Raw genomic sequence first — 20,034 nt, 5'->3', positions numbered from 1 at the left:
AAGAGGATGGGTTTAATCCTTTAGTGAGAATGTCCGCTCGTTGCAGTCGGTTATTATTCGACGAAGGGTCGGAATATTTCTTTTTGTTACAGCTAATTGTTTATCTGCCCCGTCAATAAAGGCCCAAGGGCCTGTCGGACGGGGTGGGACGGCACATTCGTGCCACGCGAGCACTCTTCAAGAAAAGTGCTTGATTGAAAACCGAGCCGGCGATGCGTCGCCCGTTCATTTATTGCTGAAAAGCCTGGAATGCCCCATGTCGGACCGTTTTGAACTCTTCCTCACCTGCCCCAAGGGCCTCGAAGGCCTGCTGATCGAGGAAGCCGTCGGGCTTGGCCTTGAGGAAGCCCGCGAGCACACCTCGGCCGTGCGCGGCATGGCCGACATGGAAACCGCTTACCGCCTGTGCCTCTGGTCGCGCCTGGCCAACCGCGTGCTGCTGGTGCTCAAGCGCTTCCCGATGAAGGACGCCGAAGACCTTTACCACGGCGTGCTGGACATCGAGTGGGCCGACCACATGGTGCCGGACGGCACCCTGGCCGTTGAGTTCAGTGGTCACGGCTCGGGCATCGACAACACCCACTTCGGCGCGCTGAAGGTCAAGGATGCGATCGTCGACAAGCTGCGCACCCCGACCGGCGAACGCCCGTCCATCGACAAGATCAACCCGGACCTGCGCATCCACCTGCGCCTGGACCGTGGCGAAGCCATCCTGTCCCTCGACCTGTCCGGCCACAGCCTGCACCAGCGCGGTTACCGTCTGCAGCAGGGCGCGGCACCGTTGAAGGAAAACCTGGCCGCCGCGATCCTGATCCGTGCCGGCTGGCCGCGCATTGCGGCTGAAGGCGGCGCGCTGAGCGACCCGATGTGCGGCGTGGGCACCTTCCTGGTGGAAGGCGCGATGATCGCTGCCGACATGGCGCCCAACCTGAATCGCGAACTGTGGGGCTTCACCACCTGGCTGGGTCACGTCCCGGCGCTGTGGAAGAAGCTGCACACAGAAGCTACTGAACGTGCCGCCATCGGCATGAACAAGCCGCCACTGTGGATCCGAGGCTACGAAGCCGACCCACGGTTGATCCAACCCGCGCGCAACAACATCGAACGCGCAGGCCTGAGCCATTGGATCAAGGTGTACCAGGGCGAAGTCGGCACTTTCGAGCCGCGTCCGGACCAGAACCAGAAAGGCCTGGTCATCTGCAACCCGCCGTACGGCGAGCGTCTGGGTGACGAAGCCAGCCTGTTGTACCTCTACCAGAACCTCGGCGAGCGTCTGCGCCAGGCCTGCATGGGCTGGGAAGCGGCGGTGTTCACCGGTGCGCCGGACCTGGGCAAGCGCATGGGTATCCGCAGCCACAAACAGTATTCGTTCTGGAACGGCGCGTTGCCGTGCAAGCTGTTGCTGATCAAAGTCAATCCGGACCAGTTCGTCACCGGCGAGCGTCGTACCCCGGAACAGCGTCAGGCTGAGCGTGAGCAAGCCGCTTACGATCAAGCCCCGGCTGAGCCGCAAGAGCGCCAGTACAACAAGAACGGCAACCCGATCAAACCCGCTCCGGCCCCGGTGGTCGAGCAGGCGCGCCTGAGCGAAGGCGGGCAGATGTTCGCCAACCGCCTGCAGAAGAACCTCAAGTTGCTGGGCAAGTGGGCCAAGCGCGAAGGCGTGGATTGCTACCGTGTGTACGATGCCGACATGCCGGAATACTCCATGGCCATCGACCTGTACCACGACTGGGTCCACGTGCAGGAGTACGCTGCGCCGAAATCCATCGACCCGGAAAAAGCCTCCGCGCGTATGTTCGATGCGCTGGCGGCGATTCCCCAGGCGCTGAACATCGACAAGAGCCGCGTGGTGGTCAAGCGTCGCGAGCGTCAGAGCGGCACCAAGCAGTACGAGCGCCAGAGCGCCCAGGGTAAGTTCACCGAAGTCAGCGAAGGCGGCGTGAAGTTGCTGGTCAACCTCACCGACTACCTGGACACCGGCCTGTTTCTCGACCACCGCCCAATGCGCATGCGCATCCAGAAAGAAGCCGCCGGCAAGCGCTTCCTCAACCTGTATTGCTACACCGCCACCGCCAGTGTGCACGCGGCCAAAGGCGGCGCGCGCAGCACCACCAGCGTCGATCTGTCCAAGACCTATCTGGACTGGGCGCGTCGCAACTTCTCCCTCAACGGTTTTTCCGACAAGAACCGCCTGGAGCAGGGTGATGTGATGGCGTGGCTGGAGGCCAGCCGCGATGAGTTCGACCTGATCTTCATCGACCCGCCGACCTTCTCCAACTCCAAGCGCATGGAAGGCATCTTCGACGTGCAGCGCGACCACGTGCAGTTGCTCGACCTGGCCATGGCGCGCCTGGCACCGGGCGGCGTACTGTATTTCTCGAACAACTTCCGCAAGTTCGCGCTGGAGGACAACCTCAGCGAACGTTATGCGGTCGAGGAAATCAGCGACAAGACCATCGACCCGGATTTTGCGCGCAACGCGAAGATCCATCGGGCGTGGAAAATCACCGCACGCTGATCGCTGCACCAAAAAGCCGCAAGCCTGGATTATTCCGGGCTTGCGGCTTTTTTACGCTGGTCAAACACAGGGCCGATGGCTATAACTTAAGGCCTAGCCAAAGTGACACCCCCCGCACGCTGGCGTTGTGAGTGTTGCCTATGCCGTTGCAAGCCGTACGCCCGAAAATCCTAGGCTTTATCAGTGAGCAGGCGTCGGCTTGGCTGGTGGCATTGGTGGTGTTATTGGCAGGGTTTGCCTTGACGGCGGTTGTCGCCTGGGCGGCCGCCGACCTCTATCAGCAACAGGTGCGCCAGCGCTTTCAATTGCTGGTCAATGAGCGCTACACCCGCCTGCAGGAACGTTTCGAAGACCAGGAGCAACGGCTGAACAGCCTGCGGCGCTTCTTCGTCAATTCCGATGATGTGTCCCGCGAAGAATTCGACGGTTTTGCCCAGCCTTTGTTGTTGCGCGCCCGTGCGTACTCATGGGCGCCACGGGTGTACCGCGAGCAGCGCAGCCAGTTTGAGCAGGACGTCTCCCGCCAGCGCGGCCTGCCTTTCGTGATCCGCGAACTGAATACAGCCGGTGAGCTGGCCCCTGCGCCCCAGCGTGAGGAATACGTGCCGGTGCTGTACAGCCAGACTCAAAGCCTGTTGGGCGCGCCCCTTGGCTTTGATCTTTTGGCCCAGCCCTTGCGGCGTTCAACCCTTGAGCGTGCGCAAAAGACCGGCAAGCTGGCGGTGTCCCAGCCTATGCAATTGGTGGGAGTGGAGCCGGCCTATGCCACCGGGGTTTTACTGGTCGCGCCGGTGAGTCAGCTGCCCACCTCCGATCAGTCGCAGAACGAGCCCTACGGCTATGTGATGGCAGTGATCAGCATGCGCCAGCTGGTGGCCGACGGTCTGCCCAAGCCCGAGCGGGACAACCTGGTGATGCAGATCATCGACTCGTCCGACCTGCAGAAACGCGTGCTCTTCGAATCCAGCAATGACGTCGGTAGCAGCGACCTGGTCGGTGCGCGTCGTCTCACGCTGGGTGACCATGTGTACGCCTTGAAACTGCGCCCCAGCCAGGTGTTCGACCAGGCCAACCATTCCTCGCTGAACACCATCCTGACCATGGGCTGCCTGCTCAGCCTGCTGCTCAGTGCCTTGCTCTATGTGCTGGTAAGCCAGCGTCAGCGCGCCGTGAAGCTGGTGGAGCAGCGCACTGCCCAGTTGCGCCTGCGTGAACAGGAACTGCGCGGTGCCCATGGCCAATTGCGCAGCGTGCTGAACGCCGCGACTCAGGTGGCGATCATTGCCACCGACCTGCGCGGCGTCATCAATACCTTCAACGCCGGCGCCGAGCAGATGCTGGGTTTCAAGGCCGAGCACGTGGTAGGCACGCACACATTGGAGAGCCTGCACCTGGCGTCGGAGCTGGAAGCGCGCGCGGGCAGCCTGAGTGTGGCGTTGGGCAAGCGTATTCCCGCCAGCCAGGCGATGCTGGTGGAAAGCCCGGACACCCTGCACGAAGCCCGCGAATGGAGCTTGATCCGCGAAAACGGCACTCAGTTGACCGTGAACATGCTGGCCACGGTGTTGCTGGACGACCATGGTTTGTGGATCGGCCACTTGGCGATTTACCTGGACATCACCGAACAGAAACGTGCCTACGAGGCCTTGGCGGCCCGCGATCGCCTGCTCAAGAAGCTCAGCGCCCATGTGCCCGGCGGGATCTTCCAGTTCACCCTGGAGCCCCAGGACAACTGGAAATTCATCTACGCCAGTGACGGCATGCGTGACATCTATGAAATCGAACCCAAGGTGTTGCAGCAGGATGCGAATAAAGTGTTCGAGCGCATCCACCCGTTGGATGCGGAGCGGGTGCGCGCTTCGATTCGCTTGTCAGCATTGCAGTTGAGCCATTGGCGCGAGGAATACCGCGTGTTGTTGCCGCAACGCGGCCTGCGTTGGATTCGTGGCGAGGCAACGCCGGAAGAGTTACCCGCAGGCGGTACGTTGTGGCATGGGTACGTGTCGGATATTTCCGATCTGAAGCGGGTGGAAGAAGAGCTGCGTGCGCTGTCCATCACCGACGCTTTGACTGGCATTCATAACCGCCGCTATTTCCAGGATCGTCTCAAGGCCGAAATGGTGAGGCTCAATCGCACCTCGGGTAACTTGTCCGTGATCATGCTGGATATCGATCACTTCAAACGCATCAACGACCAGCACGGGCATGCCGTGGGCGATGGGGTGCTGCAGGAACTGTGCAAGCGCATCAGCCAGCGCCTGCGCCGCACCGATGTGTTCTGCCGCCTGGGCGGCGAGGAGTTCATGGTGCTGTGCCCGCACACCGATGGTGCACAGGCCTACAGCCTGGCGGTGGAGTTGTGGACGGCGCTGCGCAGTGCGCCGATGGAACCGGTAGGCATCGTCACCGCCAGCTTTGGCGTGGCCAGTTGGCGGGTGGATGAGGGCATTGACGGGTTGCTGCTGCGCGCCGACTCGGCCGTGTATGTGGCCAAGCAGGCGGGCAGGGATCGGGTGGAAGTTGTGGCGAGGGAGCTTGCTCCCGTCGGACCGCGCAGCGGTCCCGTGCAATAAATCAGAGGACTGGAGCGGCCGCCACTGCCTTCGGCTGACGATACAAGTCCAGCAGCACCTGATCCAGCACCGACGAAGCACCCCATGGCTTCGGATCGTTGAGGATTGCCACCACGGCCCAGGTATTGCCGTTGTTGTCGCGGCTGAACCCGGCGATGGCACGTACGGTGTTCAAAGTACCTGTCTTGACGTGGGCTTCGCCGCGCATGGCAGTGGTCTTCAGGCGTTTGCGCATGGTGCCGTCGGTGCCGGCGATCGGCATCGAGCTGATGTATTCGGCGGCGTAAGGGCTTTTCCACGCAGCTTGCAGCATGGCCGCCATTTCGCGGGCGCTGACGCGTTCGGCACGCGACAGGCCAGAGCCGTTCTCCATTACCAGGTGCGGCGCGGTGATGCCTTTCTTCGCCAGCCACTGGCGCACCACACGTTGTGCCGCCTTGGCATCGTCGCCATCGGCGTCGTTACGGAACTGCGCGCCCAGGCTCAGGAACAGTTGCTGGGCCATGGTGTTGTTACTGTATTTGTTGATGTCGCGGATGATTTCCGCCAGGTCCGGTGAGAACGCCCGGGCCAGCACCTTGGCATCCTTGGGCACGGGTGCCTGGATGTCACGGCCCTGGATGGTACCGCCCAGTTCCTGCCAGATCGCCCGCACGGCGCCGGCGGTGTAGGTGGCGTGATCGAGCAAGGACAGATAAGTCTGCGAGCTGCAGCCATCGGCCAACTGGCCGCTGACCGTCACTGTCACGCTGCCATCGGCGGCGGTCACCGGGTTATAGCGTACATCGCCAGTGCACTGCTTGGCGTTGGACACCTTGACCTGATTGTCGATGCGGATGCTCGCAATCGGCGGCTCGACCGACACCAGCACGCGGCCGGAATCATTCCGCGTCACAAAACGCAGGGCTTTGAGGTTGACCAGCAGCGCGTCCGGCTTGACCAGGAACGGTTTGTTCTCGTCGTTGCCATCGTCATTGAATTCCGGCAACACCGGTTGGTTGAAGAAACCACGGTCCAGCACCAGGTCGCCAGTGACTTGCTGCACGCCGTTGGCGCGCAGGTCGCGCATCAGCAGCCAGAGTTTTTCCATGTTCAGCTTGGGATCGCCGCCGCCCTTGAGGTAAAGGTTGCCGTGCAACACGCCACCGCTGAGGGTGCCGTCGGTGTAGAACTCGGTTTTCCACTGGTGATTGGGGCCGAGCATTTCCAGGGCCGCATAAGTGGTGACCAGCTTCATGGTCGACGCCGGGTTCACGGAGACGTCAGCGTTGAAGACAGTCGGCGTGCCCGGACCGTTCAGGGGGATCATTACCAAGGACAACGCAGTGTTTTGCAGCTTGGCTTTGGCCAGCGCCTGTTGAACATTGGGCGGCAGGGTGTTGTTGACGGGGGCGGCGGAGACGGAAAAGGCCAGTGGCAGAATAAGACCGGCGAAAAACACTGAACGCAAAGATTTGATCATAAGAAGTAAAACCCTACTGCTGAGGAGGGTGAAAAAGGCGAGGGGTAAATAAGAAAAATCCCTCAATGGTCATGAAAGTGTCGGCATTATGCCCCAAGGTGGATCCACTTGTAGCTGAACGATAGCTGGAATTCGGCGTTTTTTTACACGCAAAGTGCCGCCTGTCCCAGAGAGTCGGGCAATCGCCGCCTTAAACTGCTAAAGTGCCGCCCGTTATTACTTATGAGGATTGTTCCAATGGCGACTAACCGTTCCCAGCGTCTGCGCAAAAAACTGTGCGTTGATGAATTTCAAGAGCTGGGTTTCGAACTGAACCTGGACTTCAAAGAAGACCTGAGTGAAGAAGCTACCGACGCTTTCCTCGAAGCATTCATCAAAGAAGCCATGGAAGCCAACGGTCTGGGCTATGTTGGCGGCGATGACTTCGGTCTGGTTTGCCTGCAGAAGCGTGGCTCGGTCAACGAAGAACAGCGCGTAGCTGTTGAAAGCTGGCTCAAAGGCCGCAGCGAACTGAAAAACGCTGAAGTCAGCCCACTGCTGGACGTGTGGTATCCGGAAAAGCCGATCAACGCGGCTAAGTGATACTAAAAAAACGGCGACCTCAGGGTCGCCGTTTTTTTATGCCTTGCGCCAGTTCAGAATCAGCAACGTCAACACCCCCGCCACGATTCCCCAGAACGCCGACCCGATGGAAAACAGCGTCAAGCCAGACGCGGTGACCATAAAGGTGATCAGCGCCGCTTCCCGTTCCTTCGGCTCATTCATGGCGATGCTCAAGCCATTGATGATCGAGCCAAACAGTGCCAATGCCGCAATCGACAGCACCAGTTCCTTGGGCAAGGCTGCGAACAACGCTGCCAAGGTCGCGCCGAACACCCCGGCAATCCCGTAGAACACTCCGCACCACACGGCGGCGGTGTAGCGTTTGTTACGGTCTTCATGAGCATGGGGCCCGGTGCAGATGGCCGCGCTGATCGCCGCCAGGTTGATGCCGTGGGAGCCGAAGGGCGACAGCACCAATGAGGCCAGGCCGGTGGCGGTGATCAGCGGCGAGGCGGGTACGTTGTAACCGTCGGCCCTGAGCACGGCGACGCCGGGCATGTTCTGGGATGTCATCGCCACGACGAACAGCGGGATGCCGATGCTGATGGTGGCAGCCAGCGAGAAGTGCGGCGTGGTCCACACCGGCGTCGCCACTTCCAGGTGAAAACCGCTGAAGTCCAGCAGCCCCATCAATCCGGACAATACGGTGCCGATCACCAATGCCGCCAGCACTGCATAACGCGGCGACAGGCGCTTGATCACCAGATACGTGAAGAACATCCCCAGTACCAGCCCGGTGCGATGCTGCGCGGCGACGAAGATCTCGCTGCCGATCTTGAACAGAATCCCTGCCAGCAAAGCGGCCGCCAGCGAGGCCGGGATGCGCTTGACCAGTTTTTCAAAGCTGCCGGTCAACCCGCAAATTGTCACAAGGACGGCGCAGGTGATGTAGGCACCGATGGCCTCGCCATAACTCACACCGCCCAGGCTGGTGATCAGCAGTGCCGCGCCCGGCGTCGACCAGGCAATGGTGATCGGTGTGCGATAGCGCAGGGACAAGCCGATGCTGCACACCGCCATGCCAATGGAAATCGCCCAGATCCATGAAGAAATCTGCGCCGTGGTCAAACCGGCGGCTTGCCCGGCCTGAAACATCAGGACCAGGGAGCTGGTGTAGCCGGTCATCATGGCGATGAAGCCGGCGACAACGGCCGAGGGAGAAGTGTCGGCCAGCGGGCGCAAAGGCGCTTGGGTGGCGTCGTTCATGGAGAGGTGTTCCTTTTACCTGGATTTTTGCCGTTGTCGGCACGGATTCAAGCCTAAACTCAAACGTAACGACTCATTGCAATACAGCCGACGGCGCAAACAGCCGTACAGTGTGTTGGCGCATCCGGTTGTGTACAATGTGCCCTGATTTTAGGTGATACTTGCCAGCGACACGCTGTTGCCGTATTACCGTTAATTCGCCGCCGTTCTCCAAACCCGAGTGCCCATGAACGAACAGTTGCAACCTCTCAAGAAACAACCGCGTGCCGGCAAGGCCGGTCGCAGCGGAACCCAGGACGATATCGTCTACGCGCATATCTTCGAGGCGATCCTCGAACAACGCCTGGCACCCGGCACCAAATTGAGTGAAGAGGCACTGGGCGAAATCTTCGGCGTGAGCCGCACCATCATTCGCCGCGCCCTGTCGCGCCTGGCCCATGAAGGCGTGGTACTGCTGCGGCCCAATCGCGGTGCGGTGGTGGCCAGCCCGAGTGTCGAGGAAGCGCGTCAAGTGTTCCTTGCGCGGCGTCTGGTGGAGCGGGCGATCACCGAGTTGGCCGTGCAACACGCCACGGCTGAACAACTGGCCGAGCTGCGCCAGATGGTCAACGACGAGCGCGACAGCTTCTCCCGTGGCGATCGTGGCGCCGGTATCCGTCTCTCCGGCGAATTCCATCTCAAGCTGGCCGAAGCGGCGAAGAACGCGCCGCTGATCAGCTTCCAGCGCAGCCTGGTGTCCCAGACTTCATTGATCATCGCCCAGTACGAAAGCGGCAACCGCTCGCACTGTTCCTACGATGAGCACACCCAGTTGATCGATGCGATCGAAGCGCGGGATGCGGCGCTGGCGGTGAACTTGATGATGCATCACATGGACCATATCGACAGCAAGCTCAACCTCGATGAAGAGAGCGCGTCGGATGATTTGCATGCGGTGTTCTCACATCTGTTGCAGACCAAGAAGCCGGGGCGTTCCTCAATAAAGCTGTAGTTTCCCTGATTCACCGGGGAAAAAAATGTGGGAGCGGGCTTGCTCGCGAACGCGGTGGATCAGCCAATACATCTGTTGACTGACACTGCGCATTCGCGAGCAAGCCCGCTCCCACATTTGGTTTTGTTGTGTGGCTGAAATTAGCGTTGGTGCACCAGTTGCCCGGCCGCATAGGTCTGCAACACCGTCCGGTCATCCCCCAGCGTCATCAGCACAAACAACGTCTCGGCAATATTCTTCGCCTGCTTCAAGCGATAGCTCAGCAGCGGCGTGGCGTTGTAGTCCAATACCAGGAAGTCCGCATCGGTGCCCGGTTGCAACGTGCCGATCTTGTCTTCCAAGCGCAATGCACGCGCACCACCCAACGTCGCCAGGTACAGCGATTTGAACGGGCTCAACCGCGCGCCCTGCAATTGCATGACCTTGTACGCTTCGTTCAGGGTTTGCAGCAGCGAGAAACTGGTGCCGCCGCCCACGTCCGTGCCCAAGCCCACATTCAGTTTGTGCTTCTCAGCCATCGGCAGGTTGAACAAACCGCTGCCGAGGAAGAAGTTCGAGGTCGGGCAGAACGCGACAGCCGAACCGGTTTCCGCCAACCGCGCACATTCGTCATCACACAGGTGCACTCCATGGGCAAACACCGAGCGCTCGCCCAGCAGTTTGTAGTGGTCGTACACATCCAGATAGCCCTTGCGCTCCGGGAACAGTTCCTTCACCCACTCGACTTCCTGCTTGTTCTCACTGATGTGAGTCTGCATGTACAGGTCCGGGTATTCCCCCAACAGTTGCCCAGCCAGCGCCAGTTGCTCGGATGTGCTGGTCGGTGCAAAACGTGGGGTGACCGCGTAGTGCAGGCGACCCTTGCCGTGCCAGCGTTCGATCAGCGCCTTGCTTTCCTGGTAGCCGGATTCGGCGGTGTCGGTCAGGTAGTCCGGCGCATTGCGGTCCATCATCACCTTGCCGGCGATCATGCGCAGGTCGAGTTTTTCGGCGGCTTCAAAGAACGAATTCACTGACTGCGGGTGCACGCTGCCAAACACCAACGCGGTGGTGGTGCCATTGCGCAGCAGTTCCTTGATGAAAATATCCGCGACTTCTTCGGCGTGGGCCTTGTCGGCGAACTGGCTTTCGCACGGGAAGGTGTAGGTGTTGAGCCAGTCGAGCAACTGCTCGCCATAGGCGCCGACCATGCCGGTTTGCGGCAGGTGGATGTGGGTGTCGATCAGGCCGGGCGTGATCAGCGCGTCCTGGTAGTGGGTGATTTCGATGTCGGCAGGCAGGGTTGGCAGCAAATCGCTGGCATGGCCAAGGGCACTGATCTGACCGTTTTCGATCACCAGCAGGCCGTCTTCGAAATATTCGTAGGAGGCTTCTATCCCCACTTCAGCAGGGTCGGCGATGCTGTGCAGAAGGGCGGCACGGTAGGCTTTGCGAGTCAAAGGCATGGTGATCTCAATTCAAATGGCTTGGCTGCGACGTGAAGCCGGCAGCAGTTTGGCAATAGGTTCGGCGCTGGCGGTGTGCTGGCCGAAATTGGCGTTGTAGGTGGCGATGATTTCGCCTGCGATGGAGATGGCGATTTCCACCGGCAACTTGCCCTTCACCTCGGTGAGGCCCATGGGGCAGCGCATGCGTTGCAACTGCGCGGCATCGAAACCGCGATCACGCAGGCGGTGTTCGAACTTGACGCGTTTGGTCTTCGAACCGATCAGGCCGAAGTAGGCAAAGTCATTGCGTTTGAGCAGCGCGGCGGTGAGCTCCAGGTCCAGCGCGTGATTGTGGGTCATGACGATGCAGTAACTGCCCACCGGGAGGTCGGCAATTTCGTCGACTGGCTCTTCGCTGACGATTTTACGCACGCCCTGGGGGATATGTTCCGGAAACTCCTGATCCCGCGAATCGATCCAGCGCACCCGGCACGGCAGGCTGGCCAGCAATGGCACCAGCGCACGGCCGACATGGCCGGCGCCAAACACCGCGATCTGCGCTTGCACCTGGCCCATGGGTTCGAACAGCAGCACCGTTACGCCGCCGCAGCACTGGCCCAGGCTGGCGCCCAGGCTGAAGCGCTCCAGGTGGGTGTTCTGCTGACCGCGCACGAGCATGTCGCGGGCGATCTGCATCGCCTTGTATTCCAGGTGCCCGCCACCGATGGTGTCGAAGGTCTGCGCGGCGCTTATCACCATCTTCGAACCGGCATTGCGCGGCGTGGAGCCGAGCTCTTCGATGATGGTCACCAGCACGCAGGGTTCACCCCGGTTTTGCAGGTCTGCGAGGGCGCTGATCCAGTTGTTCATAGTCACCTCTTGTGGTGTCTGTCAGGCCGTCATCGCTGGCAAGCCAGCTCCTACAGGGGGTGGGGTTGTTTGCAACTGCCGCATTTGTTCGCAGCCCCACAACACCCGTTCCGGCGTCGCTGGCGCATCGATCTTGGGTTGATGGCGATAGTCACCCAGGCTCGCTACCGCGTCCTTGATCGCGCACCACGAAGCAATCCCGAGCATGAACGGCGGTTCGCCCACGGCCTTGGAATGGAACACCGTGTCTTCCGGGTTCTTGCGGTTTTCCACCAGCTTCACCCGCAGGTCCAGCGGCATGTCGGCCACGGCCGGGATCTTGTAGCTGGCCGGGCCATTGGTCATCAGCTTGCCCTTGTTGTTCCACACCAGCTCTTCCATGGTCAGCCAGCCCATTCCCTGGATAAACCCGCCTTCTACCTGGCCAATGTCGATGGCCGGGTTCAGCGAGGCGCCGACGTCGTGGAGGATGTCGGTGCGTAGCATCTTGTATTCGCCGGTCAGGGTGTCGACGATCACTTCACAGCACGCCGCACCGAACGCGAAGTAGTAGAACGGCCGACCACGGGACTGGCTGCGGTCATAGAAGATTTTCGGGGTCTTGTAGAAGCCGGTGCTCGACAGCGAGACCTGGGCAAAATACGCCTGTTGGATCAACGCTTCGAAGGTGAGGATCTGGTCACGCACGCGCACGTGGCCGTTGTGGAATGCCACATCCGCTTCACTCACGTCGTATTTGCGCGCGGCAAACTCCACCAGGCGCTGCTTGATGGTTTCGGCGGCGTTTTGCGCGGCCTTGCCGTTCAGGTCGGCACCGCTGGAAGCGGCGGTTGGCGAGGTGTTGGGCACCTTGTCAGTGTTGGTGGCGGTGATCTGTACACGGTCGATGTCCACTTGGAACACTTCGGCCACCACCTGCGCGACCTTGGTGTTCAAGCCTTGGCCCATCTCGGTGCCACCGTGGTTCAGGTGGATGCTGCCGTCGGTGTAGATATGGATCAACGCACCGGCCTGGTTGAGGAAGCTGGCGGTAAACGAAATGCCGAATTTCACCGGGGTCAGCGCCAGGCCTTTTTTCAGGATCGGGCTGTGGGCGTTGTACAGGCGAATCGCTTCGCGGCGCTCGGCGTACTGGCTGCTGGCTTCAAGCTCGGCGGTCATCTCTTCGAGCATGTTGTGCTCGACGGTCTGGTAGTAGTGGGTGACGTTGCGCTCGGTCTTGCCGTAGTAATTGACCTTGCGCACCGCCAGCGGATCGAGGGCCAGGTGACGGGCGATGGCGTCCATCACTTCCTCGATGGCAACCATGCCTTGCGGGCCGCCGAAACCGCGATAAGCGGTGTTGGAGGCGGTGTTGGTCTTGCAGCGGTGGCCGTTGACCGTGGCATCGCCCAGGTAATACGAATTGTCGGCGTGGAACATCGCACGGTCGACAATCGAGTTGGACAGGTCCGGCGAACAGCCGCAGTTACCCGCCAGCTCCAGGTTGATCCCGTGCAGGCGGCCGCTGTCGTCGAAGCCCACGTCGTATTCGATATAGAAGGGGTGGCGCTTGCCGGTCATCAACATGTCTTCGACGCGCGGCAGGCGCATCTTGGTCGGCTGACCGGTCAGGCGCGCGACTACCGCGCACAGGCACGCCGGGCTGGCCGCCTGGGTTTCCTTGCCGCCGAAACCACCGCCCATGCGGCGCATGTCCACGACGATTTTGTTCATCGACACGTCCAGCACTTCGGCTACCAGCTTCTGCACTTCGGTGGGATTCTGCGTGGAGCAGTAGACAATCATGCCGCCATCTTCGGTGGGCATTACCGAGGAAATCTGGGTTTCCAGGTAAAAGTGTTCCTGGCCGCCGATATGCAGCGTGCCTTGGATGCGGTTTTTTGCGGTGGCCAAGGCGCCGGCCGAATCGCCGCGTTGGTGAGTGTGGCTGTCCAGCACGAAATGCTTCTTGCGGAAGGCCTCGACCACGTCCAGCACCGGCTCCAGGTCTTCGTATTCGATCACGGCGGCCATCGCGGCCCTACGCGCGGTTTCCAGGTCGCGGGCGGCGACCGCCAGTACGACCTGGCCGACGAACTGCACGGTGTCGATCGCCAGCAATGGATCGCCCGGCATCAATGGGCCGATGTCTTTTAGCCCCGGCACGTCTTCGTGGGTGATGACAATGCGCACGCCTTCAAAGGCATAGCAGGGCGTGGTGTCGATGCTGATGATGCGGGCGTGGGCACGGTCGGACATGCGCGCATACAGATGCAGCTGGTTAGGGAATTCCAGGCGATCATCGATGTACTGCGCTTCGCCGGACACGTGCTTGGCGGCGCTGTCATGCTTGACGCTGCGACCGACCCCGGAGGTGAGGTCCTGGGCGAACAGCTCGGCGAGTTCGGCCTGGGTTTTAACGACGGCGTGATGGTTAGACATAAGCGGTCACCCGAGTCTCGATGTGCGGCGTTTGCAGTTCGATGAAGTATTTGCGCAGCAGGTTCTGCGCGCTGAGCAGGCGGTATTCCTTGCTGGCGCGGAAGTCCGACAGCGGGGTGAAATCCTCGGCCAGGGCGGCGCAGGCCTTTTCCACGGTGGCGGAGTTCCAGGTGGCGCCAACCAACGCGGCTTCGCAGCTCTTGGCACGTTTTGGCGTGGCAGCCATGCCGCCGAACGCGACGCGGGCCTCGTTGATTACACCGTTTTCGATCTTCAGGTTGAATGCGGCGCACACGGCGGAAATATCATCGTCCAGGCGCTTGGAGACCTTGTAGGCGCGGAACAGCGTGTGGCCTTTCGGCACGATGATCTTCTCGATGAACTCGCTGTCCTGGCGCGCGGTGACGCGGTAATCGATGAAGTAATCTTCCAGCGCCAAGGTGCGGCGGGTTTCGCCTTTGCACAACACGATCTGCGCGCCCAAGGCAATCAGCAGCGGTGGTGAGTCCCCAATGGGCGAGGCGTTGCCGATGTTGCCGCCCAAGGTGCCCTGGTTGCGGATCTGCAGGGAGGCGAAGCGGTGCAGCAGCTCGCCGAAGTCCGGGTACTCATGGTGCAGCGCGGTGTAGCAGTCGGAGAGGGCGGTGGCGGCGCCGATTTCCAGGCGGTCGTCGAAGTCGTCGACACGTTTCATTTCTTCAATATTGCCGACGTAGATCATCACCGGCAGCGTGCGGTGGAACTGGGTGACTTCCAGCGCCAGGTCGGTGCCGCCCGCCAACAAGCGAGCTTGTGGGTAGGCGTCATAGAGGTCGGCCAGGTCGGCGACGGTCAGCGGCACGAGGCAGCGTTTGTCACCGCTGTTGAGTTCACCGGTTTGCGTCGGCGCGATGGCTTTGAGGCGGGCAATGGTCTCAGCCTGCCGGCTGTCGAACTGATCCTGGGGTTTGTTGCAGCAGGCCTGTTCGGCGGCCGCAAGAATCGGGCGATAACCGGTGCAGCGGCACAGGTTGCCGGCCAGGGCTTCGTGGGCTTTTTGGCTGTCGGGCGCGTCACTGTTCTTTTGCAGGGCGAACAACGACATCACGAAGCCCGGGGTGCAAAAGCCGCATTGCGAGCCGTGGCATTCGACCATGGCTTGCTGGACGCTGTGCAGTTGGCCCTGGTGCTTGAGGTCTTCGACGCTGATCAGTTGCTTGCCGTGCAACGACGACACAAAGGTCAGGCACGAATTGAGACTGCGATAGCGAATCTGCTCGGCGCCTTGATCATCGGCGTGCAGTTCGCCGACCACCACGGTGCAGGCACCGCAATCGCCGCTGGCGCAGCCTTCCTTGGTGCCGGATTTGCCTAGATGCTCACGCAGATAGTTGAGCACCGTCAGGTTGGGGTCCAGGGCGTGCTCGCTACGGAGTTCCTGGTTAAGTAAAAACTGGATCACGGAAGGCCTCGCAGACTCATTATTGTTGTTAACCGCTTTGCGCCGAATCTAGTCATGTCTGACTTTTCGGTCAACGATTTTCTGACCAGAAGGTCAAGAAAATACAGTCACAACACTTTCAATTATGGTCCAGTCTTCTAGAACCGGTGTTTTTGGGGGCTTGTGGGTGTTCATCGCTGCTTATTCCGTGCCAAATTCTGAAAGGTGGGCGTAGCGCCATCAGCCAGCCAATGCGCTACACTGCCGCGCTTGTACCGATAGAAGATTTTGAAGGGAAAACATGACGTTCAAGGCGCCGGACAGTCTCGCCGAGCAAATTGCTCACCACCTCGCCGAACGCATCATTCGCGGCGATCTCAAGCCTGGGGAGCGGATCCAGGAGCAAAAGGTCACGCTGGCACTCAATGTCAGCCGTGGTTCCGTGCGCGAAGCCTTGCTGATCCTCGAACGCCGCCACCTGATCGCGATCCTGCCGCGCCGTGGCGCCCACGTCACAGAACTCACGGCGCACAAGGTGCAGAGCCTGTGCACCTTGATGGGCGAGCTGTATATCCTGCTCGGCAATGCGGTGGCTCAAGGCTGGCAGACTCAGGCCGACATGGCGCCGTTCATGCAGATCCAGCAGCGGCTGATCGCCAGCTTCGAGCGCCAAGACATCCGCGCCTTTGTCGAAGAAAGCTTCAATGTGATGCGCGCCGCCTATCCCTTCGCCAACAACCCGTACCTGCAGGAAACCGTCGAGAACCTGCAACCGGCGATGAACCGCGCCTACTACCTGGCGCTGGATCAACGCAAGGCGTCCATGAGCGAGTACCTGGCGCTGTTCGAACAACTGCTCGCCGCCGTACTGGCCCGTGACCTGCCGCAGATCCGCCAAGTGCTGTCGGCCTACGGCGAGCGCAGTTGCTCGCTGGTCATCGCTGCGTTGGCGGACGCCTAAACGTGCGGCTCAAGTGCATCAAACTGGCGGGGTTCAAATCCTTCGTCGACCCGACCACGGTGAACTTCCCCAGTAATATGGCGGCGGTGGTCGGGCCCAATGGTTGCGGCAAGTCGAACATCATCGACGCCGTCCGTTGGGTGATGGGCGAGAGCTCGGCTAAAAACCTGCGTGGCGAGTCGATGACCGACGTCATCTTCAACGGCTCAACCAGCCGCAAGCCGGTGAGCCAGGCCAGCATCGAACTGGTGTTCGATAACTCCGATGGCACCTTGATCGGCGAGTACGCGGCCTACGCGGAAATTTCCATTCGCCGCAAAGTGACCCGCGACAGCCAGAACAGTTACTTCCTCAACGGCACCAAGTGTCGCCGTCGGGATATCACCGATATCTTCCTCGGCACCGGCCTGGGCCCGCGCAGCTACTCGATCATCGAGCAGGGCATGATCTCCAAGCTGATCGAAGCCAAGCCCGAAGACCTGCGTAACTTCATCGAGGAAGCGGCCGGCATCTCCAAGTACAAGGAGCGCCGCCGCGAGACCGAAAACCGTATTCGCCGCACCCATGAAAACCTCGCCCGTCTGACCGACCTGCGCGAAGAGCTGGAGCGCCAACTTGAACGCCTGCACCGCCAGGCCCAGGCCGCCGAGAAGTATCAGGAATACAAGGGCGAAGAACGCCAGCTCAAAGCGCAACTCTCGGCCCTGCGCTGGCAGGCGCTGAATGATCAGGTCGGCCAGCGCGAAGCAATCATCGGCACCCAGGAAATCAGCTTTGAGGCCCTGGTAGCCGAGCAGCGCAACGCCGACGCCAGCATCGAACGCCTGCGTGACGGTCACCATGACCTGTCCGAACGCTTCAATCTGGTGCAGGGCCGTTTCTATTCGGTGGGTGGCGACATTGCCCGCGTCGAGCAGAGCATCCAGCACGGCCAGCAGCGCCTGCGCCAATTGCAGGATGATTTGAAGGAAGCCGAACGCGCACGCCTGGAGACCGAATCCCACCTGGGCCACGACCGCACCTTGCTGCTGACCCTTGGCGAAGAGCTGGACATGCTCACCCCCGAGCAGGAAATCACCAGCGCCGCCGCCGAAGAAGCCGCCGCCGCCCTGGAAGAATCCGAAACCACCATGCACGGCTGGCAGGAGCAGTGGGACACTTTCAACCTGAAGTCCGCCGAGCCACGCCGCCAGGCCGAGGTGCAGCAATCGCGCATCCAGCAGCTGGAAACCAGCATGGAGCGCCTGGCCGAGCGCCAGCGTCGAATGCAGGAAGAGCGCGCATTGCTGTCCGCCGACCCGGAAGACGCGGCGATCATGGAGCTGAGCGAGCAACTGGCCGAAAGCGAAATGACGCTGGAAGAGCTGGAAGCCAGTGAAGAACAACAAGTGGAGCGCCTGGAGCAATTGCGTCAGCAACTGCAACAGGCGACCCAGGCGCAGCAACAGGCCCAGGGCGATTTGCAGCGGCTCAATGGTCGGCTGGCTTCCCTTGAAGCCTTGCAGCAAGCCGCCTTGGACCCCGGTACCGGCACCGCCGAGTGGCTGCGTGACCAGCATCTGGCCGAGCGCCCGCGCTTGGCGGAAGGCTTGAAGGTAGAGGCAGGTTGGGAGTTGGCGGTTGAAACGGTCCTCGGTGCCGACCTTCAAGCCGTGCTGGTGGATGATTTTGGCGGTTTCGACCTGGCCGGTTTTGCCCAAGGCGATTTGCGTTTGCTCAGCCCAGCGGCGGACGGCACGCGGGTGCCGGGCAGTCTGCTGGATAAGGTTGAAGCGGCGATTGATCTGTCGCCGTGGCTGGGCCAGGTCAAACCGGTCGAATCCCTTGAGCAGGCGTTGGCCCAGCGCGGCCAGCTCGGCGCCGGTGAAAGCCTGATCAGCCGCGACGGTTACTGGGTCGGCCGCCATTTCCTGCGCGTACGTCGCGCCAGTGAAGCCGAAAGTGGCGTATTGGCCCGTGGCCAGGAAATCGTCAACCTGATCGCCGAGCGTGAAGAGCGCGAAGCGACCCTGGAAAGCCTGGAAACCGAACTGCAAACCCTGCGCGCCACCCAGCGCCAGCAAGAGACCGGTCGCGAACACCTGCGGCGCCTGTTGCAGGACGAAGCGCGCCAGCAAGGCGAATTGAAAGCCCAGCTTTCCGCGAGCAAAGCCAAGGTCGAGCAACTGACCCTGCGCCGCACCCGCCTCGACGAAGAAGTGGCAGAGATGGGCGAGCAACGCGCCCTCGAACACGAACAGATCGGCGAAGCGCGCCTGCAGCTGCAGGAGGCCCTCGACAGCATGGCGCTGGACACCGAGCAGCGCGAACTGCTGCTGGCCCAGCGCGACAGCCTGCGCGAACGCCTCGACCGCGTGCGCCAGGAAGCCCGTCAGCACAAAGACCATGCCCACCAATTGGCGGTGCGCCTGGGTTCGCTCAAGGCCCAGCACGCGTCCACGTCCCAGGCCCTTGAACGCCTGGAGATGCAGTCCGAGCGCCTCACCGAAAAGCGCGAACAACTGAGCCTCAACCTGGAAGAGGGCGAAGCGCCGCTGGAAGAGCTGCGCCTCAAGCTGGAAGAATTGCTCGACAAGCGCATGACTGTCGACGAAGAGCTCAAGACCGCACAAATCGCCCTGGAAGACGCCGACCGCGAACTGCGTGACGCCGAAAAACGCCGGACCCAGGCCGAGCAGCAATCCCAGTTGATCCGTGGCCAGCTCGAACAACAGCGCATGGAATGGCAAGCCCTGACCGTGCGCCGCAAGACCTTGCAAGACCAGTTGCTGGAAGACGGCTACGACCTGCACGGCGTGCTCAATACCCTGACCGCCCAGGCCAACGAGAAAGACGCCGAAGAAGAACTTGAGCGGATTGCTGCGCGTATTCAGCGTCTGGGCGCGATCAACTTGGCGGCCATTGACGAATACCAGCAGCAATCCGAGCGTAAACGTTATCTGGATGCCCAGGACGCCGACTTGGTCGAAGCCCTGGACACCCTGGAAAACGTGATCCGCAAGATCGACAAGGAAACCCGAAACCGCTTCAAAGATACCTTTGATCAGATTAATAGCGGTTTACAGGCGTTATTCCCAAAAGTTTTCGGCGGTGGCAGCGCTTACTTGGAACTGACGGGCGAAGATCTACTCGATACAGGGGTGACGATCATGGCGCGGCCTCCGGGCAAGAAGAACAGCACCATCCATTTGTTGTCCGGCGGCGAGAAAGCCCTGACCGCATTGGCCCTGGTATTTGCCATTTTCAAGTTGAACCCGGCGCCGTTTTGCATGCTCGACGAAGTTGACGCCCCGCTGGATGACGCTAACGTTGGACGGTACGCGCGGTTGGTCAAAGAGATGTCCCAGACCGTGCAGTTCATCTATATCACCCACAACAAGATCGCCATGGAGATGGCGGATCAATTGATGGGCGTGACGATGCACGAACCGGGCTGTTCGCGTCTGGTGGCGGTGGATGTGGAAGAAGCGATGGCGATGGTGGAGTCTTGATCCATGCCGGGACAGAATTTTTATAGCGCGCGGTAAGACGCTTTACCGGTCTGGCGAAAGTGGCAAATGGACATATTTGTTCAAG

Annotated in this window: 12 protein-coding genes; 6 read left to right on the top strand and 6 right to left on the bottom strand. The window is 60.9% G+C overall.

The genetic code is table 11. The annotated features are described in order from the left end of the window. Nucleotides 1–256: 256 nt before the first annotated feature. Entirely contained in the window at nt 257–2,521 is a 2,265-nt protein-coding gene (gene rlmKL / locus U367_RS0114230) for a bifunctional 23S rRNA (guanine(2069)-N(7))-methyltransferase RlmK/23S rRNA (guanine(2445)-N(2))-methyltransferase RlmL (RefSeq protein WP_028617502.1), read from the top strand. Nucleotides 2,522–2,661: 140 nt separating this feature from the next. After that, a complete protein-coding gene (locus tag U367_RS0114225) occupies nt 2,662–5,094 on the top strand; it encodes a sensor domain-containing diguanylate cyclase (RefSeq protein WP_028617501.1) in 2,433 nt (810 codons plus the stop codon). A gap of 1 nt (nt 5,095) precedes the next feature. Here the strand turns inward: U367_RS0114225 and dacB are convergent, their stop codons facing one another. Beyond that, a complete protein-coding gene (dacB, locus tag U367_RS0114220) occupies nt 5,096–6,556 on the bottom strand; it encodes a D-alanyl-D-alanine carboxypeptidase/D-alanyl-D-alanine endopeptidase (protein WP_028617500.1) in 1,461 nt (486 codons plus the stop codon). Nucleotides 6,557–6,793: 237 nt separating this feature from the next. On the opposite strand from dacB, the gene U367_RS0114215 reads away from it, so the two are divergent. After that, a complete protein-coding gene (locus U367_RS0114215) occupies nt 6,794–7,138 on the top strand; it encodes a YggL family protein (RefSeq protein ID WP_028617499.1) in 345 nt (114 codons plus the stop codon). 36 nt (nt 7,139–7,174) lie between these two features. Here the strand turns inward: U367_RS0114215 and U367_RS0114210 are convergent, their stop codons facing one another. Further along, the gene (locus U367_RS0114210) at nt 7,175–8,365 is read right to left on the bottom strand and encodes a benzoate/H(+) symporter BenE family transporter (protein ID WP_028617498.1); all 1,191 of its coding nucleotides are present in this window, start codon (nt 8,363–8,365) and stop codon (nt 7,175–7,177) included. 226 nt (nt 8,366–8,591) lie between these two features. Between U367_RS0114210 and U367_RS0114205 the strand changes: the two genes are divergently transcribed. Beyond that, the gene (locus U367_RS0114205; RefSeq protein WP_015885332.1) at nt 8,592–9,356 is read left to right on the top strand and encodes a GntR family transcriptional regulator; all 765 of its coding nucleotides are present in this window, start codon (nt 8,592–8,594) and stop codon (nt 9,354–9,356) included. A gap of 140 nt (nt 9,357–9,496) precedes the next feature. Here the strand turns inward: U367_RS0114205 and guaD are convergent, their stop codons facing one another. The 4 genes from guaD to xdhA are packed head-to-tail and all read right to left on the bottom strand — an operon-like array spanning nt 9,497 to nt 15,518. Continuing rightward, nucleotides 9,497–10,801 (bottom strand): guanine deaminase, encoded by a 1,305-nt coding sequence (guaD, locus tag U367_RS0114200; protein ID WP_028617497.1) that lies wholly within the window; start codon nt 10,799–10,801, stop codon nt 9,497–9,499. Between the two features lie 12 nt (nt 10,802–10,813). Beyond that, a complete protein-coding gene (xdhC, locus tag U367_RS0114195; RefSeq protein WP_028617496.1) occupies nt 10,814–11,653 on the bottom strand; it encodes a xanthine dehydrogenase accessory protein XdhC in 840 nt (279 codons plus the stop codon). 21 nt (nt 11,654–11,674) lie between these two features. Further along, a complete protein-coding gene (xdhB, locus tag U367_RS01000000130155; protein WP_050587883.1) occupies nt 11,675–14,077 on the bottom strand; it encodes a xanthine dehydrogenase molybdopterin binding subunit in 2,403 nt (800 codons plus the stop codon). Then, a complete protein-coding gene (gene xdhA, locus U367_RS0114185) occupies nt 14,070–15,518 on the bottom strand; it encodes a xanthine dehydrogenase small subunit (RefSeq protein WP_028617495.1) in 1,449 nt (482 codons plus the stop codon). Before xdhA ends, xdhB begins: the two co-directional genes overlap by 8 nt. A 280-nt stretch (nt 15,519–15,798) precedes the next feature. Between xdhA and U367_RS0114180 the strand changes: the two genes are divergently transcribed. Together U367_RS0114180 and smc are read left to right on the top strand one after the other, a co-directional pair. Next, nucleotides 15,799–16,458, top strand: coding sequence for a GntR family transcriptional regulator (locus U367_RS0114180; RefSeq protein ID WP_028617494.1), 660 nt, complete (start codon nt 15,799–15,801; stop codon nt 16,456–16,458). 2 nt (nt 16,459–16,460) lie between these two features. Further along, the gene (smc, locus tag U367_RS0114175) at nt 16,461–19,949 is read left to right on the top strand and encodes a chromosome segregation protein SMC (protein ID WP_028617493.1); all 3,489 of its coding nucleotides are present in this window, start codon (nt 16,461–16,463) and stop codon (nt 19,947–19,949) included. The last annotated feature ends 85 nt before the right edge of the window (nt 19,950–20,034 follow it).

The organism is Pseudomonas canadensis, from assembly GCF_000503215.1.
Classification (GTDB): Bacteria; Pseudomonadota; Gammaproteobacteria; order Pseudomonadales; family Pseudomonadaceae; genus Aquipseudomonas; species Aquipseudomonas canadensis.
Note: the sequence above shows the minus strand (reverse complement) of the source record. Positions and strands in the feature narration are given on the sequence as shown.

Excerpts from the sequence above, each read along its gene's own strand:
- rlmKL (WP_028617502.1), top strand. The coding sequence starts at position 257 with ATGTCGGACCGTTTTGAACTCTTCCTCACCTGCCCCAAGGGCCTCGAA.
- U367_RS0114225 (WP_028617501.1), top strand. The coding sequence starts at position 2,662 with ATGCCGTTGCAAGCCGTACGCCCGAAAATCCTAGGCTTTATCAGTGAG.
- dacB (WP_028617500.1), bottom strand. The coding sequence starts at position 6,556 with ATGATCAAATCTTTGCGTTCAGTGTTTTTCGCCGGTCTTATTCTGCCA.
- U367_RS0114215 (WP_028617499.1), top strand. The coding sequence starts at position 6,794 with ATGGCGACTAACCGTTCCCAGCGTCTGCGCAAAAAACTGTGCGTTGAT.
- U367_RS0114210 (WP_028617498.1), bottom strand. The coding sequence starts at position 8,365 with ATGAACGACGCCACCCAAGCGCCTTTGCGCCCGCTGGCCGACACTTCT.
- U367_RS0114205 (WP_015885332.1), top strand. The coding sequence starts at position 8,592 with ATGAACGAACAGTTGCAACCTCTCAAGAAACAACCGCGTGCCGGCAAG.
- guaD (WP_028617497.1), bottom strand. The coding sequence starts at position 10,801 with ATGCCTTTGACTCGCAAAGCCTACCGTGCCGCCCTTCTGCACAGCATC.
- xdhC (WP_028617496.1), bottom strand. The coding sequence starts at position 11,653 with ATGAACAACTGGATCAGCGCCCTCGCAGACCTGCAAAACCGGGGTGAA.
- xdhB (WP_050587883.1), bottom strand. The coding sequence starts at position 14,077 with ATGTCTAACCATCACGCCGTCGTTAAAACCCAGGCCGAACTCGCCGAG.
- U367_RS0114180 (WP_028617494.1), top strand. The coding sequence starts at position 15,799 with ATGACGTTCAAGGCGCCGGACAGTCTCGCCGAGCAAATTGCTCACCAC.